The 14,888-nt window shown below is 62.0% G+C and carries 17 protein-coding genes; 7 read left to right on the forward strand and 10 right to left on the reverse strand.

The genetic code is table 11. The features are described 5' to 3' along the window. Nucleotides 1-120: 120 nt before the first annotated feature. Together DBR46_RS02165 and DBR46_RS02170 are read left to right on the forward strand one after the other, a co-directional pair. Nucleotides 121-1,143: a transporter gene (locus DBR46_RS02165; RefSeq protein ID WP_017737099.1), complete on the forward strand. Its 1,023-nt coding sequence runs from the start codon at nt 121-123 to the stop codon at nt 1,141-1,143. A 249-nt stretch (nt 1,144-1,392) separates the two neighbouring features. Beyond that, nucleotides 1,393-3,018, forward strand: coding sequence for an inorganic phosphate transporter (locus DBR46_RS02170; protein ID WP_124524836.1), 1,626 nt, complete (start codon nt 1,393-1,395; stop codon nt 3,016-3,018). A 110-nt stretch (nt 3,019-3,128) separates the two neighbouring features. Here the strand turns inward: DBR46_RS02170 and DBR46_RS02175 are convergent, their stop codons facing one another. From DBR46_RS02175 to DBR46_RS02185, 3 genes are read right to left on the reverse strand one after another with little or no spacing between them, the layout of a single operon-like run. Continuing rightward, the gene (locus DBR46_RS02175; RefSeq protein ID WP_124524837.1) at nt 3,129-4,103 is read right to left on the reverse strand and encodes a biotin-dependent carboxyltransferase family protein; all 975 of its coding nucleotides are present in this window, start codon (nt 4,101-4,103) and stop codon (nt 3,129-3,131) included. Next, a complete protein-coding gene (locus DBR46_RS02180) occupies nt 4,100-4,978 on the reverse strand; it encodes an allophanate hydrolase subunit 1 (RefSeq protein ID WP_124524838.1) in 879 nt (292 codons plus the stop codon). Before DBR46_RS02180 ends, DBR46_RS02175 begins: the two co-directional genes overlap by 4 nt. Nucleotides 4,979-5,037: 59 nt before the next feature. Next, nucleotides 5,038-5,796 carry a 5-oxoprolinase subunit PxpA gene (locus DBR46_RS02185; RefSeq protein WP_124524839.1) on the reverse strand — a complete coding sequence of 253 codons (759 nt, stop codon included), beginning with the start codon at nt 5,794-5,796 and terminating at the stop codon, nt 5,038-5,040. A gap of 102 nt (nt 5,797-5,898) precedes the next feature. On the opposite strand from DBR46_RS02185, the gene DBR46_RS02190 reads away from it, so the two are divergent. After that, complete coding sequence (locus DBR46_RS02190; RefSeq protein ID WP_124524840.1) at nt 5,899-6,816, forward strand: LysR family transcriptional regulator; 918 nt, start codon at nt 5,899-5,901, stop codon at nt 6,814-6,816. On the opposite strand, the gene DBR46_RS02195 is transcribed toward DBR46_RS02190, so the two are convergent. Next, nucleotides 6,813-7,709, reverse strand: a complete 897-nt coding sequence (locus DBR46_RS02195) for a LysR family transcriptional regulator (protein WP_124524841.1) — start codon at nt 7,707-7,709, stop codon at nt 6,813-6,815. The genes DBR46_RS02190 and DBR46_RS02195 overlap by 4 nt on opposite strands. Before the next feature lie 106 nt (nt 7,710-7,815). On the opposite strand from DBR46_RS02195, the gene DBR46_RS02200 reads away from it, so the two are divergent. Beyond that, the gene (locus DBR46_RS02200; RefSeq protein WP_124524842.1) at nt 7,816-8,574 is read left to right on the forward strand and encodes an SDR family NAD(P)-dependent oxidoreductase; all 759 of its coding nucleotides are present in this window, start codon (nt 7,816-7,818) and stop codon (nt 8,572-8,574) included. Here DBR46_RS02200 and DBR46_RS02205 read toward each other — a convergent pair. Further along, nucleotides 8,531-8,992: a multidrug/biocide efflux PACE transporter gene (locus tag DBR46_RS02205; RefSeq protein ID WP_124524843.1), complete on the reverse strand. Its 462-nt coding sequence runs from the start codon at nt 8,990-8,992 to the stop codon at nt 8,531-8,533. The two genes, DBR46_RS02200 and DBR46_RS02205, sit on opposite strands and share 44 nt — an antisense overlap. Nucleotides 8,993-9,080: 88 nt before the next feature. Here DBR46_RS02205 and DBR46_RS02210 point away from each other — a divergent pair, with 88 nt between their 5' ends. Beyond that, on the forward strand, nt 9,081-9,935 hold the full coding sequence (locus DBR46_RS02210) for a LysR family transcriptional regulator (RefSeq protein ID WP_124524844.1): 855 nt from the start codon (nt 9,081-9,083) through the stop codon (nt 9,933-9,935). 11 nt (nt 9,936-9,946) lie between these two features. Here DBR46_RS02210 and DBR46_RS02215 read toward each other — a convergent pair whose 3' ends face one another. Continuing rightward, the gene (locus tag DBR46_RS02215) at nt 9,947-10,789 is read right to left on the reverse strand and encodes a LysR family transcriptional regulator (RefSeq protein ID WP_124524845.1); all 843 of its coding nucleotides are present in this window, start codon (nt 10,787-10,789) and stop codon (nt 9,947-9,949) included. A gap of 111 nt (nt 10,790-10,900) precedes the next feature. Here DBR46_RS02215 and DBR46_RS02220 point away from each other — a divergent pair, with 111 nt between their 5' ends. Further along, nucleotides 10,901-11,626, forward strand: coding sequence for an SDR family oxidoreductase (locus DBR46_RS02220; RefSeq protein ID WP_124524846.1), 726 nt, complete (start codon nt 10,901-10,903; stop codon nt 11,624-11,626). Between the two features lie 40 nt (nt 11,627-11,666). On the opposite strand, the gene DBR46_RS02225 is transcribed toward DBR46_RS02220, so the two are convergent. The 4 genes from DBR46_RS02225 to DBR46_RS02240 are packed head-to-tail and all read right to left on the reverse strand — an operon-like array spanning nt 11,667 to nt 14,204. Next, a complete protein-coding gene (locus DBR46_RS02225; protein ID WP_124524847.1) occupies nt 11,667-12,890 on the reverse strand; it encodes an RNA polymerase sigma factor in 1,224 nt (407 codons plus the stop codon). Further along, nucleotides 12,887-13,363 (reverse strand): SRPBCC family protein, encoded by a 477-nt coding sequence (locus DBR46_RS02230; protein ID WP_124524848.1) that lies wholly within the window; start codon nt 13,361-13,363, stop codon nt 12,887-12,889. The genes DBR46_RS02225 and DBR46_RS02230 overlap by 4 nt, the downstream gene beginning before the upstream one ends. A 34-nt stretch (nt 13,364-13,397) precedes the next feature. After that, a complete protein-coding gene (locus DBR46_RS02235) occupies nt 13,398-13,742 on the reverse strand; it encodes a YciI family protein (protein WP_061449320.1) in 345 nt (114 codons plus the stop codon). A 42-nt stretch (nt 13,743-13,784) separates the two neighbouring features. After that, nucleotides 13,785-14,204, reverse strand: a complete 420-nt coding sequence (locus tag DBR46_RS02240) for a nuclear transport factor 2 family protein (RefSeq protein ID WP_124524849.1) — start codon at nt 14,202-14,204, stop codon at nt 13,785-13,787. Nucleotides 14,205-14,353: 149 nt separating this feature from the next. Here DBR46_RS02240 and DBR46_RS02245 point away from each other — a divergent pair, with 149 nt between their 5' ends. After that, nucleotides 14,354-14,872 carry a GNAT family N-acetyltransferase gene (locus DBR46_RS02245; RefSeq protein ID WP_124524850.1) on the forward strand — a complete coding sequence of 173 codons (519 nt, stop codon included), beginning with the start codon at nt 14,354-14,356 and terminating at the stop codon, nt 14,870-14,872. The last annotated feature ends 16 nt before the right edge of the window (nt 14,873-14,888 follow it).

A 14,888-nucleotide genomic window follows, 5' to 3' on the forward strand; every position in this document is an offset into this window, starting at 1 on the left:
AATTAATGTCACCGCAGCGAAACAATTAGAAAACTGTCACAAAACTGTCAAATCCACTTGCAATGATTCGCCTACGCGAACCTGTGAAACGTCCTACAGGCCCTTAGTCTGCGAGCCGCCATGAACCACAGCATTGACCACAGCCACCAGGATCCCGATCTGTTTGGCTTGCTTTACGGTTTCCGTTTTCGCCCCGGCGAAAAAGGCGAGCAGATTGATTCGGCCACCGCTCTGCGGGCCTTGCAGCAACCGGCCGACCCGGAAGAATTTTTGTGGCTGCACCTGAACCTGGCCCACGCCGCGTGCGAGCGCTGGATGCAGACCCACCTGGAATTGCCCGAAGAATTCTTCGAAGCGCTGCACGAAGGCTCGCGCTCCACCCGTATCGAACACGTGGACTCGGCCTTGCTGGCGGTGGTCAACGACGTGGTGTTCAACTTCAGCAGCATGGTTTCTTCAGACATTTCCACCCTGTGGGTCTGCGCCCGCAGCCGCCTGCTGGTCAGCGCGCGCCTGCAACCGCTGCACTCGGTGGACAAGCTGCGCTCGTCGGTGAAGGCCGGTGAACGCTTCCGCTCACCGCTGGAATTGCTTGTGCATTTGCTGCGCGACCAGGGCGAAGTGCTGACCCAGATCGTGCGCAAGACCAGCATCAGCGTCGACCATATCGAAGACCAGTTGTTGTCTTCACGCCTGTCCACCAACCGCGCCGAACTGGGCGCCGCGCGCCGCGTGCTGGTGCGCCTGCAACGCCTGCTCGCGCTGGAACCGGGCTCGCTGCTGCGCCTGCTCAACCGCCCGCCGCAGTGGCTGCAAAAGGAAGACGTGAAGGAACTGCGCAAATCCACCGAAGAGTTTGCGCTGATCATCAACGACCTGATGGCCCTCGGCGAGCGCATCAAGCTGTTGCAGGAAGAAATCGCTGCCAACCTCAACGAGCAAAGCAACCGCACGCTGTTTACCCTCACGGTGGTGACGGTGCTGGCGTTGCCGATCAATATCATTGCCGGTTTTTTTGGCATGAACGTGGGGGGCGTGCCGCTTTCCACGGACCCGGAGGGGTTCTGGATTCTGGTGGCGTTGGTGGCGACGTTTACGTTGATTGCCGGGCGCTGGGCTTTCAGAAAGCGCAAAGACTACTGAACTGGAATGCAGTTAAAAATGTGGGAGCGGGCTTGCTCGCGAAAGCGGTATGTCAGTTATAGATAAGTTGACTGACCCACCGCTTTCGCGAGCAAGCCCGCTCCCACACAAGCCCACTCCACATTTAGCGCTGCGGTGTTATCTCGACCGGCGGCATCTTCAATCATTGAAACACTGACATATGGCAGCATCTCTGTAACATTCTGCAATGATCATGAACGACATCCCTCCCACACTGGATGCTCCGGCATGGCCACCCCTTCCCTGACTGCCGCCCCCCACGCCCCCCACGCCTCCCCCGCAGACCCCAAGCCCCGGTTGGACAAGAAACCCAACCTGGTGACGGTGATCATTTTCTTCGCCGTGCTCGCCATGGGCCTGCTGTTCACCGCCTACAGCCTGATGCACGACATGCACGAGCTGGGCACGGTGGTCACCACCTGGACGCCGTTCCTGCTGCTCGGCGTGGCGCTGTTGATTGCCCTGGGTTTCGAGTTCGTCAACGGCTTCCATGACACCGCCAACGCCGTGGCGACAGTGATCTACACCAACTCGCTGCCGCCGCATTTTGCGGTGGTGTGGTCGGGCTTTTTCAACTTCCTCGGCGTGCTGCTGTCCAGCGGCGCGGTGGCGTTCGGCATCATTGCCCTGCTGCCGGTGGAGCTGATTTTACAGGTCGGTTCATCGGCCGGTTTCGCAATGATCTTTGCCCTGCTGATCGCGGCGATCCTGTGGAACCTCGGCACCTGGTGGCTGGGCTTGCCGGCCTCGTCGTCCCACACCCTGATCGGTTCGATCATCGGCGTCGGCGTGGCCAACGCCCTGATGCACGGGCGTGACGGCACCAGCGGGGTGGACTGGGCCCAGGCGATCAAGATTGGCTATGCGTTGCTGTTATCGCCGCTGATCGGCTTTGGTTTTGCAGCGCTGCTGTTGCTGGCCCTGCGCGCCTTTGTGAAGAACCGCTCGCTGTACAAGGCACCGAAAGGCGACACCCCGCCGCCGTGGTGGATTCGCGGCATGCTGATCGCCACCTGCACCGGCGTGTCGTTCGCCCACGGCTCCAACGATGGGCAAAAAGGCATGGGCCTGATCATGCTGATCCTGGTGGGCACGTTGCCGATGGCCTACGCGCTGAACCGCACCATGCCCGCCGAACAGTCGTTGCAGTTCGCCGCCGTGGCCGAAGTGACCCAGGTCGCCCTGGTGAAAAGCGCGCCGCAAGTGTTGGCGGGCGATCCACGGCCGATCCTCTCGACCTACGTGCGCACCAAGGAAGCCACGCCGGAATTGGTGCCAGCCCTCGCCGCCCTCGCCGGGCAGATCGGTGAAGAAGTCAAAGGCTACGGCTCCCTGGCCAAAGTCCCTGCCGAAGCCGTAGGCAACGTGCGTAACGACATGTACCTGACCAGCGAAACCATTCGCTTGATGGACAAGGGCAAGGTCGGCAACTTCGATGCCGACACCCAAGGCAAGCTGCAACTGTTCAAGCAACAGATCGACAACTCCACGCGCTTTATCCCGCTGTGGGTGAAGATCGCCGTGGCCATCGCCCTCGGCCTGGGCACCATGGTCGGTTGGAAGCGCATCGTGGTAACCGTAGGCGAGAAGATCGGCAAGACCCACCTGACCTACGCCCAGGGCGCCGCCGCGGAAACCGTGGCGATGCTGACCATCGGCGCGGCAGATATGTATGGCTTGCCGGTGTCCACCACCCATGTGTTGTCGTCCGGTGTGGCCGGGACCATGGTGGCGAATGGCGGTGGGTTGCAGATGAAGACTATCCGCAACTTGCTGATGGCGTGGGTGCTGACGTTGCCTGCGGCGATTCTGCTCTCGGGTAGCCTCTACTGGCTGTTCACCAAACTCTTCTGACACAACACTATTCAAACTGTGGGAGCTGGCTTGCCTGCGATGGCGGTGGATCAGTCAACAAATCTGTTGAATGTTAATCCGCTATCGCAGGCAAGCCAGCTCCCACAGTTTTATCCGGCGAACAACCCGGTCATCATCTTCACCCGCTTTTTGTAGACCCGCCGCGCCTCCAGCGCCTCTTCCAGGCTCACCGCCACAAACCCCGCCCGCTGGTTCGGCTGCATCTGCCCGATCAAGTCCAGGTCGGCACTGATGACCGTGCCAATCATCGCGTAGCCACCGCCCGACACCGCATCCCGATGCAGCACAATCGGCTCCAGCCCCGCCGGCACCTGGATCGAGCCAATCGGGTAGCAACTGTCGACAATATTCGACGGATCCGAGCCCGCGCCAAACGGCTGCTCCCGTGGCTGAAAACTCAGCGCGCTGCCGCCCTTGAAGCGATAGCCGATGCGGTCTGCCTCTGAACCCACGGTCCAGGGTTCGGCAAAAAAGCTGCTTTTCGCCGCCTCGCTCAAACGCTCGTAATACAAGCCTGGCACCACCCGCAAGGTCACATCACCGCCGACCGAACGGCGCAGGGCCATCGGCAAACTGTTGCCGGCACGCCCCGCTCCACTCGCCGCGCCGGCTGGCAACACATCGCCCTCTTGCAAGCGCCGCCCGTGGAACCCACCGAGCGCACCCAGGGTGTAAGTCGAGCGACTGCCCAGCACCACCGGCACATCGATGCCACCCGCCACCGCCAGGTACGTGCGGGCGCCGGCCTTGGGAAACTCAAAGCGCAGCACCTGCCCGGCACGCACCTGGAACGCAGTGTCCTGGTGCACCACTTCACCGTCCAGGCGCGGCGACATCAACGCGCCGCTGAGGGCCACCAAAGCGTCCTGTTGGAATTCCAATTCCGGGCCGATCAACGTGCACTCCAGGCCGGCCGCACCAGGCGGGTTGCCCACCAGGTGGTTGGCCGCGCTCAGTGCGTACTGGTCCAAAGCCCCCGAGGGCGGGATACCCAGGTGGTAATACCCTTCGCGGCCAAGGTCTTGCACCGAGGTGGCGAGGCCGGGTTTGAGGACCTTGATCATGCCAGCGCCTCCTGCAGGGTTTTCGGGTAGCCGATGGGGTCGGCCAGAAAGGCGTCGAGGGAAAATTCCACTGGGCGAATACGCAGGTCGAAACGTCCTGCGTCCACCTCGGCGACGGCCCGGTCGTAAGCGTCACGGTCCATCGGTTTGAACTGCACGATATCGCCGGGGCGAAAGAACACCATGTGCTCCTTGAGGTACGCCAACTCCTGCGCCGGGTCGTAGATCGGTGCCGGGGTCACGCCGAACATCTGGTAGCCGCCGGCGCCGCGCACCGAGTAGATGCAGCCAAAGCAGCCGCCATGGCCGAGGGTCAATTTTGGCGTGTCGGTGCGCGGGCGCAGGTATTTGGGCACCTGCAATTGGCGCTCGCGCTCGACCATCTGGAACATGAACGGCAAGCCCGCGACAAACCCCACCATCGACACAAACCACGGCGCACCGCTGTGGGCGGCGATAAACGCCTCCACATCGGCCAGGCCATTGATGCGCGCGGCGTACTCCAGGTCGGTGCCGCTGGGGTCTTGATGGCGGTCGCGAAAGCGCATCAACGTCTCGTGGGTCCAGGGGTCGTTGTACAGCACCGGGATCTCGATAATGCGCGTGTGCAAGGTGCGCTCGGCCACGGCCTGGGCTTCGGCGCTTTGCACGGCGTCGAGCAGCACGTGGGGCGCGATGCGGTCGGGGTCGAAGCGGATCTGGAACGAGGCATTGGCCAGGCACACATCCAGCACGCCTTCCAGCGCCAGGCGCTCCACCGCGCGGGTCACCGCCATGCCTTTGAAAAAGGCCTCCAGGGACATGCTGTCGCTGACTTCGGCAAACAGGTGTTCATCCCCGCCGAAGCTGTAGCGGATGGGGGTTGTTTCAGCCATGTCTGTTCCTCTTGGAATCATTGTAGAAAGGCAGGCGAAAAAAAAATAATGGGGCGATCTTATTCTGCGGTTTTGACCGTAATGCCCGCGTGGTCCAGGGCTTCGCGGGTGGCCTCGACCAACTCCAGCGCACCGGGGGTGTCGCTGTGCAGGCAGATGGAATCAAATTCGATAAACAGGTCTTCGCCTTCGACGGTGCGCACCAGTCCGGTCTGACAAGCCCGTAGGACTCGCGCCGCGACCGTCGCAGGATCCAGCGCGCGCACCGTGCGGGTAAACACAATGGAGCCGCTGAGATCGTACTCACGATCCGCATAGAATTCGCGCACCACCGGTTGCCCCAACTCCTTGGCCACGCGCCAGATCACCGAGTTGGGCATGCAGTACAGCAACAGCGTCGGCTCGATGATTTGCAGGTTTTGCACCAACAGGCGCGCGGCTTCTTCGTCGCGGGCCAGGTGCATGTAGAGCGCGCCGTGGGGCTTGATGTGTTGCAGGCTCATGCCCTGAGCGCGGGCGATCTCCCGCAGGGCGCCGAGTTGGTAGAGGATGTCGTCGACCAATTCCTGGGCCGGCGCATTGATATGCCGACGGCCAAAGCCCACCAGGTCGCGAAAGCCCGGATGCGCGCCGATGGCCACGCCCAGTTGCTTGGCACGCTCGACGGTGCGGCGCATGGTGCCGGGGTCGCCGGCGTGGAAGCCGGTGGCGATATTGGCCGAGCTGATGTAGGCCATCAGCTCGGCGTCAACGCCATCGCCGATGGTCCAGGGGCCGAAGCCTTCGCCCATGTCCGAGTTGAAATCCACTGCCTGCATTGGAGTCGCTCCGCCTAAGTGATAGCAGAAAGTAGGCTGCGGCTTGACCCCTTGGGAAGATCTATTATCAGATGGGCCATCTTCTGAAAAACAGATATTGCTATGTCCCTGACCTTGCGCCAAGTCCGCTACTTCGTCGCCACCGCCGAGATCGGCCAGATCTCCCAGGCGGCGATTCACCTGAACATCTCCCAGTCGGCGGTGACCACGGCGATCAAGGAGCTGGAAGGCATGCTCGGCGTGCAACTGTTTGTGCGCTCGGCCCAGGGCATGAGCCTGACCGACGCCGGGCGGCATTTTCTCAACCGTGCCTATGTGATCCAGCGCAGCGTGGACGACGCCCTGAACAGCCCGCTGCCCGACTACCGCGCCAGCGGCGAACTGCGGGTGGCCGCCAGCTACACGGTGCTCGGCTACTTCCTGCCCCACCACTTGCAGCGCATGGAACACTGGCACCCGGACGTGACCATCCAGGTCTTCGAGCAGGAACGCCAAGCCATCGAACAGGGCCTGCTGGACGGCCAATTCGACATGGCCGTGGTGCTCACCGCCAACCTGACCCACGCGGATATCACCTCGGAGATCCTGTTCAACTCTGAGCGCCGCCTCTGGCTGCCCAGCCATCACCCCTTGTGCGAGCGCGGCACCGTGAGCCTGGCGGATGTCGCCCAGGAGCCCTACATCCTGCTCACCGTCGATGAGGCCGAACACAGCGCCATGCGCTATTGGGAACAGGCCGGGCAAACGCCCCAGGTGCGGCTGCGCACCAGTTCGGTGGAAGCCGTGCGCAGTATGGTCGCCAATGGTAGCGGCGTGGCGATTCTATCGGACCTGGTACACCGGCCCTGGTCGCTGGAAGGCAAACGCATCGAAACGCTGACCGTTACCGACCCCGTCACACCGATGAGCGTCGGCCTGGCCTGGCACCGCGAGCGCGCGTTCACCCCGGCGATGCAGGCGTTTCGCGACTACTTCCACGACGCCTTCCTCGCCCCGCAACAGTTGTCGGCACGCCGCTAGAGTGCGCCTTGCAACAGCGCGGCCAGCCAATCCATAAACACCCGCACCCGCAGCGGCAAATGCCGTTGGCCGGCGTACAGCAGCGACACATCCAACGGCGGCGCCGGGTAGTCGGGCAAGAACGCCACCAATTCGCCGCTGGCCAGCAACTCGCGAATGCCCAAGGCCGGCACCTGGGTAATGCCAAACCCGCCCAGGCACGCCACGCGGTACGCATCGGTGCTGTTGACGGTAACCCGTCCGGCCATGGCAATGCGGTGCACCTTGTTGCCTTGCTGGTATTCAAACCCTGCCGAGCGGGAACCCAACGGCCGCACGTAATGCACCAGTTGATGGTGGGCAAGGTCGGCCAGCGTCGTAGGCACGCCGTAACGTTGCAGGTACGCCGCGCTCGCACAGTTGATCATCGGCAGGCTGCACAGCAGGCGCGCCACCACGCTCTGGTCTGGTTGTGCGCCGACCCGCAGCACACAGTCGAAGCCTTCGGCGAGCAGGTCGGCCTGGCGGTCGGTGCTGCTGATTTCCAGCTCGATCAGCGGGTGCGCGTCCATGAACTCCGGCAGGCGCGGCAGGATCAATTCCCGCGCCATCACGTTGGGCATGTCCACCCGAATACGCCCGCTCAACTGCGCTTCGTCCTGGCGAAACAGCCCTTCCAACTCCTCCATGTGCGCCAGCAGATCCTTGCTGCGTTCGTACAGCACGCGCCCGTCCTGGGTCGCCTGCACCTTGCGCGTGGTGCGTTGCAACAGGCGCGCGCCGAGCAGTTCTTCCAGCGCTTGCACGTGCTCGGACACAGTGGATCGTGGCAGGCCAAGGCTCTCGCCGGCGCCGGTAAAACTCGACAGTTCGGTGACGCGCACAAAGGTGCGCAGCAGCTCCAGTTTGTTCATGGGATTGTTCGCCTTATCCGGCCAGTGATTCCGGTATAGCGCTGTTTATCACGTTATGGTCGGACAAATACACTCAATCCCACAGACAACCTGAGAGGACTGCACCATGACCCGTAAAATCGCATTGATCACCGGCGCCAGCCGCGGCCTGGGCAAAAGCGCGGCGCTGCACCTGGCGGCACAGGGCGTCGATATCATCGGCACTTACCACAGCGCGGCGGCCGAAGCCCAGGCGGTGGTCGAGCAAATCCAGGCCCTGGGCGGCCGCGCCGCGATGCTGCAACTGGATGTGAGCCAGAGCGCCACCTTCAATGATTTTGTCGGCGAAGTCGCCGGCGTGCTCAAGGATGTGTTCGCACAGGATCACTTCAACTTTCTGATCAACAACGCCGGTATCGGCGCCCACGCCAGCTTTGCCGAAACCAGCGAAGCGCAGTTCGACCAACTGGTGGCGATCCAATTCAAGGGCCCGTTTTTCCTCACGCAAAAGCTGCTGCCGCTGATCCGTGATGGCGGGCGCATCGTCAATATTTCCAGCGGCCTGGCGCGGTTCAGCCTGCCGGGCTATGCGGCGTACGCGGCGATGAAGGGGGCGATGGAAGTGCTGACCCGCTATCAGGCCAAGGAGCTGGGCGCGCGCGGGATCACCGTGAATATTCTCGCCCCCGGCGCCATCGAGACCGACTTCGGCGGCGGCGCCGTGCGGGACAATGCGGCCCTCAACAGCATGGTCGCCAACAACACGGCACTGGGACGTGCCGGGTTGCCGGACGATATCGGCGGGGCCATTGCAACCTTGCTGGCCGATGGCAGCAACTGGATCACCGGTCAGCGCATTGAGGCTTCGGGCGGGATGTTTCTTTGACCGCCTGGAGCTTGTCGCGCAGCGCGTCATAGGCCCAGTGATAGACATAGGTGTACGGCAGGAAGAACAGCAGTACGCCGATGTCGAGGATAAACGCGTCCAACAGGCTGATGTTCAGCCACGCGGCAATCAGCGGCACGCACACGATGATCAGCCCGCCTTCAAACATCAGCGCATGCAGCACCCGCGTCCAGGCGTTGTTGGCCAGTTGCAGGCGCGCCTTGAGGCGGTCGAACAGGCTGTTGAAAATGATGTTCCAGGTCAGCGCCAGCAAGCTGATGCCCAGTGTCACCGCGCCCATCTCCAGCGCCGGCCGGCCGGTGATCCACACCAGCAACGGCGTGCAGATCAACAGGGCCAGGCCTTCAAAACCGAGGGCTTGGCCAACACGTTCAGAAATCGATTTGGTGGGGTTCATGGTCTGGCTCCGTGAGTGAAGATGGTTGCCATGATTACCCCTGGACTCGATACTTCATAACCAATAACCATCGAGATAGGCGATAGTCATGGCGTCCAATGAAGTGCTGCAGGCGTTTGTGCAGGCCGCCACCCAAGGCTCGTTTTCCGCGGCGGCGCGCAAGCTGGGCAAGAGCCAGTCCACCGTCAGTGCCGCCGTGGCGAGCCTGGAGATTGACCTGGACCTGATGCTGTTTGACCGCAGCAGCCGCAAGCCCACCCTGACCGCCGCCGGGCAGGTGTTGCTGCAACGTGCCGAGCAGGTGCTGGAAGCCAACAGCCGTTTGGAATTGGCGGCGAGCCAGTTGTCCCAGGGCCTGGAGCCGAAACTGACGATTGCCATGTCGGATACCTATCAATCCGACCGTTTTGAGGTCGCCCTCAGTGCGTTTGAACAACGCTACCCGGACCTTGAGCTGGAATGCCTGATCGCCGAATGCGAAGACTTGATCGCCCTGGTGCAAAGTGGCCGGGCGCAAGTCGCTTTTATCGAAAAACAAGAGGTGTACCCGCCCGACCTGACCGGCGCGCCCGTGGAGGAACGCACGGAAATCGCCCTGTATGTCGCGCCCAAGCACCCCTTGGCAATGCTGCAAAACATCCCCGCCGACACCCTGCGACAACACCGTGAACTGCGCCTGGCGAGCATCATCAATCCGAATGAAACCCGCGCCAGCGGGCGGGTGTGGTCGGCGCCGAGTTACCTGATGCTGATGGAGATGGCCCAGCTCGGATTTGGCTGGGCGCCGCTGCCGCGCTGGCTGGTGGAGCGCTTTGATGGTGGCCAGTTGGTGGAGCTCAAAGCCCGCAGTTGGCCGCGTTCGGTGGCGGTGGATGCGCTGTGGTCGCGGCACCACCCGCCGGGGCCGGCGGGGAGTTGGTTGCTGGGCAAGATGCTTGAGTAACCCCTGGCGGGTTATGCCGCCGACAGCTGCGGCGGGCGGTTGGCCTGGAAATATTCGTGCAGAGCACGTAATGCTGGCAACTCCAGTGCTTGCGCGGCGAAACACAATCCCACTCGACGTGTAGGTGCGGGCAGGTGCCATTCGCGAATGACTACGCCAGCCCGCTCCGCCGCGATCGACTGCGGCAACATCGCCACGCCCACCCCGGCCGCGACCATATGCAGCGCCTGGGTCAGGGACCCGGCATGCCCAGCCACCGCTTGCGGCGAGCGGCCGTACATGGCCATCAAGCGCTGGTGTGAATCGTGTTGCGGGCAGGTAATCCAATCTTCAATCGGCGCCCATGCCTGTTCTTTGCTCGACTGCGCCATGGGGTGTGCGGCAGGCAACACCATCACGTAGGACTCTTCCCAAAGCGGCAGGAACAACTCGTCCTCGCAGCACATTTCCTCCACAGCCAGACGCCCTTGGCCTGCGCAGCCTTCCTGCAAAGTCAGCAACAAGCCCGGTAGGCCTTGGTGCGCCATGCGCAGGAAGGTTTCGATCTGGCTGTCGGCGATATCGCCCTCCACACCCAGCTCCAGGGCGATGCGATTCTCGCGCCCGCGAAACAAACGGCTTAACGCCTCGGCTTCGGCCACCATGCGCCGCGCCTGGGGATACAGCACCCGCGCCTCGGCACTCACCGCCACACCCCGTGGCTGACGCACGAACAACGCCACGCCCAGCTCGTCTTCCAACTGCTTGATGGTCACCGACAAGGTCGGCTGGCTGATAAACAAACGCTGGGCTGCCGCGGTGATATTGCGCTCTTCAAAGACCGCGAGAAATGCCTTGAGGTGACGCACATCCATAGTTAAATCCGATGACTGACAGAGAAATAAGGCATTTTTCAGCCTTGTCGGCGGTAAATATACTGCGACCACCCGTTAGTTATCGATTTTTCTTATCTCAGGAGTTCATGCATGAGCAAGCCACTGATCATCATCACCGGCGCCAGTTCCGGTATCGGCGAAGCCACTGCCCGCCGGTTGTCGGCCGCCGGCCACCCGCTGTTGCTGTTGGCACGTCGTATTGATCGCCTTGAGGAGCTGGGCCTGCCGAACACCTTGAACCGTGGCGTCGACATCACCGACCGCGCCGCCCTGGTCGCCGCCGTCAAAGAAGCCGAAGCCCGATTCGGCCCGGCCGATGCGCTGATTAACAATGCCGGCGTAATGTTGCTGGGCGCAGTCAGCGAGCAAGACCCGACGCAGTGGGAACAGATGCTGGATGTGAACGTCAAGGGCCTGCTCAACGGTATCCACGCCGTGGCGGCTAGCATGGTTGCGCGTAAAGCCGGCACCATTATCAACGTCAGCTCGGTGGCCGGGCGCAAGACCTTCCCGAATCACGTGGCGTATGTGGGCACCAAGTTTGCCGTGCATGGGATTTCGGAAAACCTGCGTGAAGAATTGTCGCCCAGCAATGTGCGCGTCATCACCATCGCCCCTGGCGCGGTGGAAACCGAATTGCTCAGCCACACCACTGACGAAGCGATCAAGACCGGCTACCAGGCCTGGAAACAGGACATGGGCGGCACCGTGCTCAGCGCCGATGATGTGGCCTCGGCGATTGCCTATGCCTACCAGCAGCCGCAGCATGTGTGCATTCGCGAGATCGTGTTGGCCGCTACCCGCCAGCAGCCATAACCCAGATAACTGCAAACCACTCGGTCCCACATTTTGATCTTCATTGTTTGAATGATTTGAGTTCGGCCAGGCGTTGTTCGAGGAAGCGTTTTTCTGGCGCCTGCTGGGTCAGTGACAGGGCTTTTTCATACGACATGCGCGCTTCTTCAACACGCCCCAGTTGCCGGCAAAACTCCCCGCGTGCCGAGTGCGCCAGGTGATAATCGAGCAACTCGCCACGCGCCAGAATCCCCTCGACCTGTTGCAGCCCCGCCAAGGGTCCATCGCGCATGGCCAGTGCCACGGCGCGGTTCAGTTCGATCACTGCCGACGGCAGCATCCTGAGCAACACATCGTAGAGCCCGACGATCTGCGGCCAGTCGGTTTCTCCCGCACTGGGCGCTTCGGCATGCACGGCCGCGATCGCCGCTTGCAGGCAATAGGGCCCAAAGCGCCGAGTGGTCAAAGCGTGCTCCACCAGTGCACAGCCTTCTTCGATCAAGGCGGCATCCCACAGCGAGCGGTCTTGCTCATCCAGCAATACCAACTCCCCGCTGGCCGTGGTGCGCGCCGGGCGGCGGGATTCATGCAACAGCATCAACGCCAGCAAGCCCATGACTTCGGGTTCGGGCAGTAACTCCATCAACAATCGAACCAGGCGAATGGCCTCACGGGTCAAATCCTCGCGAGTCAGGTCCGCCCCGATGGACGCCGAATAGCCCTCGTTGAACACCAGGTAAATCACCCGCAACACGCTGTCCAGGCGCTCGGGCAATTCGTCCCGGGACGGCACTTGATAAGGGATCTTCGCCTCGCGGATCTTGCCCTTGGCCCGCACAATGCGCTGGGCGATGGTCGCCGGCGTGGCCAGGTAAGCCCGGGCGATTTGCTCGGTGGTCAGGTCGCAGATCTCGCGCAAGGTCAGCGCCGCCTGGGCGTCGGCCGCCAGTGCCGGGTGGCAACAGGTGAAGATCAGGCGCAGGCGGTCATCTTCCACGTGTTCATCGCTCCAGTCTGCCGCTTCCAGTGCATCGGCCTGCGCCTGCAGCAACGGGGTGAACCGCGCCTGGCGGCGCAGACGGTCGATGGCCTTGAAGCGCCCGGTCGACACCAGCCAGGCGCGTGGATTGTCCGGCACACCGTCCAGCGGCCAGCGCTGCACCGCTACAAAAAACGCTTCGTGCAGGGCTTCTTCGGCCAGGTCGAAATCACCCAGCAAGCGAATCAACGTCGCAAGGACCCGGCGTGATTCGCTGCGGTAAATGGCCTCGACCGACAGGTTCAATCGGGCATGCCCTGGGTCACCAGGGTGACCAGCCGATCCAGGCTCTGGCCCCAGCCATCATGAAAGCCCATGGCTTCGTGGGCCTGCTTGTCTTCGGCACTCCAGTGCATGGCGCGGGCGGTGTAAAGCGTCTTGCCGTCGACCTCTTCAAAGGTGACTTCGGCACTCATGAACGGCTTGCCCGAAGGTATCCAGCCGGGCATGAAAGCATCGGTAAACACCAGCCGATTGGGCGCATCGATTTCCAGGAATACACCCTGGGTCGGGTACTCGGCACCGTCCGGCGCCCGCATCAAGGTGCGAAACAAGCCACCGACCCACAGGTTCATTTCGCACTCGGGGGTGGTCATGCCGTGGGGGCCCCACCATTGCTGGAGCAAAGCGGGTTCGGTCCAGGCGCGGAACACGCGGCTGCGCGGCGCATCGATCATGCGGCTGATGGACAATTCAAACTCGGCAGGTTGCATGGACATGGGGTAAACCTCTTGAGTCTTGGGGTTGTTGTAGTCAGAGATTCAATTCACGTACGGGGCGCACTTCCACACTGCCGACCCGGGCGGCCGGAATGCCACCGGCCACCTGGATCGCTTCATTCAAGTCACGGGCCTCGATCAGGTAGAAACCGGCGAGCTGCTCCTTGGTCTCGGCAAACGGTCCGTCGGTGATCGACAACTTGCCATTGCGCATACGCACGGTGGTAGCGGTGGTCACCGACTCCAGTGGCTCGGCGGCCAGCATGCGACCGCTGGCCTGAACGGACTGCGCATAGGCGAAGCACTCCGGGTCTGCCGGGCTGTCCGGCGAGGTGTGCAGCACCTGTTCGTTGCTGTAGATCAGGCACAGATATTTCATGGCGTTCTCCGTTTTCGGACTACTGACTATAGATCGCGCAGGTCAAGGTTTCAGGTCGAACAGACCGGCGCCGGTCTCCATATCGAACGGCGCGGACCAATGCTCATGCACCACTTTCCATTGGCCATCGATGCGCTGGTAGCCAGCGCTGACGCGCATCCAGCAGGTCTTGAGCACTCCGTCCGGGCCGGTGCCCCCACAGTGGGCCAGCCAGTGGGCAAAGGCGCTGTCTGCTCCGGCAACGATATGCAGCTCATGAAAGTCGAACACGCCGGGGCCAGGGCAGAACTCCATACACGCCTGCCAATGTGCCTGGTAGGCAGCCTTGCCCTTGAATTGCAGCGCGCCAACGGCATCGAACGCGATGATATCGTCGGCGTAAAAGCTGACAATCTTCTCGACGTCCTTGGCGGTGACAGCTTGTTTCCATTGTTCGATCAGGGTGTTGATAGCAGTACTCATGGCGATACTCCTTGGGGTAGAAACCATCACGGAAGACACCGTTAGTCGAATGGCCCACCGGCAAATCGACAAGCCCCTTAAAAATAATTTCGCCCCCGGCAAACCCGCTAGAATCCAGGCCTCTTTGTAGGATTTCGGATACGCCCCCGATGGAAACCCGCCTCGCCCTTTATGAGACGCTGAGCCTTGCGCAGAAACAGCAACTCGACACCCTGCAAGTACACCCCGAGCAACTGGCGTATTCCGGCGATATCTACTGTGCGCTGAACAGCTTGCTGGTCAATCCCCATCCCGACGCCATCAAAGGCTTCGCCCTGCTCGCCGACGAAACGCCCGTGGCCTTCCTGCTGCTCAAACGCCCGCCCTGCCTGCCCCATTGGGCGGATGAACACAGCGCGACCTTGCATGCGTTGCAGGTGGATCGGCATCAGCAAGGGCGTGGTTTCGGCAAAGCGTGCTTGCAGGCGCTACCCGCAGCTGCATTGCAGGCGTGGCCGCAAATCAGGGGGTTGGAGTTATCAGTGGACGCCGACAATGAGGCGGCGATGGGGCTGTATCTGGGGCTTGGGTGGATGGACAACGGGGAGGCATACCGAGGGAAAATCGGGTTTGAGCGCAGGCTGAGCTGGGTATTTGATCGGAGCAGCCTTGACACATCAAAAATGTAACGTATACATGACTTAA

Source organism: Pseudomonas sp. KBW05, from assembly GCF_003852405.1.
Classification (GTDB): Bacteria; Pseudomonadota; Gammaproteobacteria; order Pseudomonadales; family Pseudomonadaceae; genus Aquipseudomonas.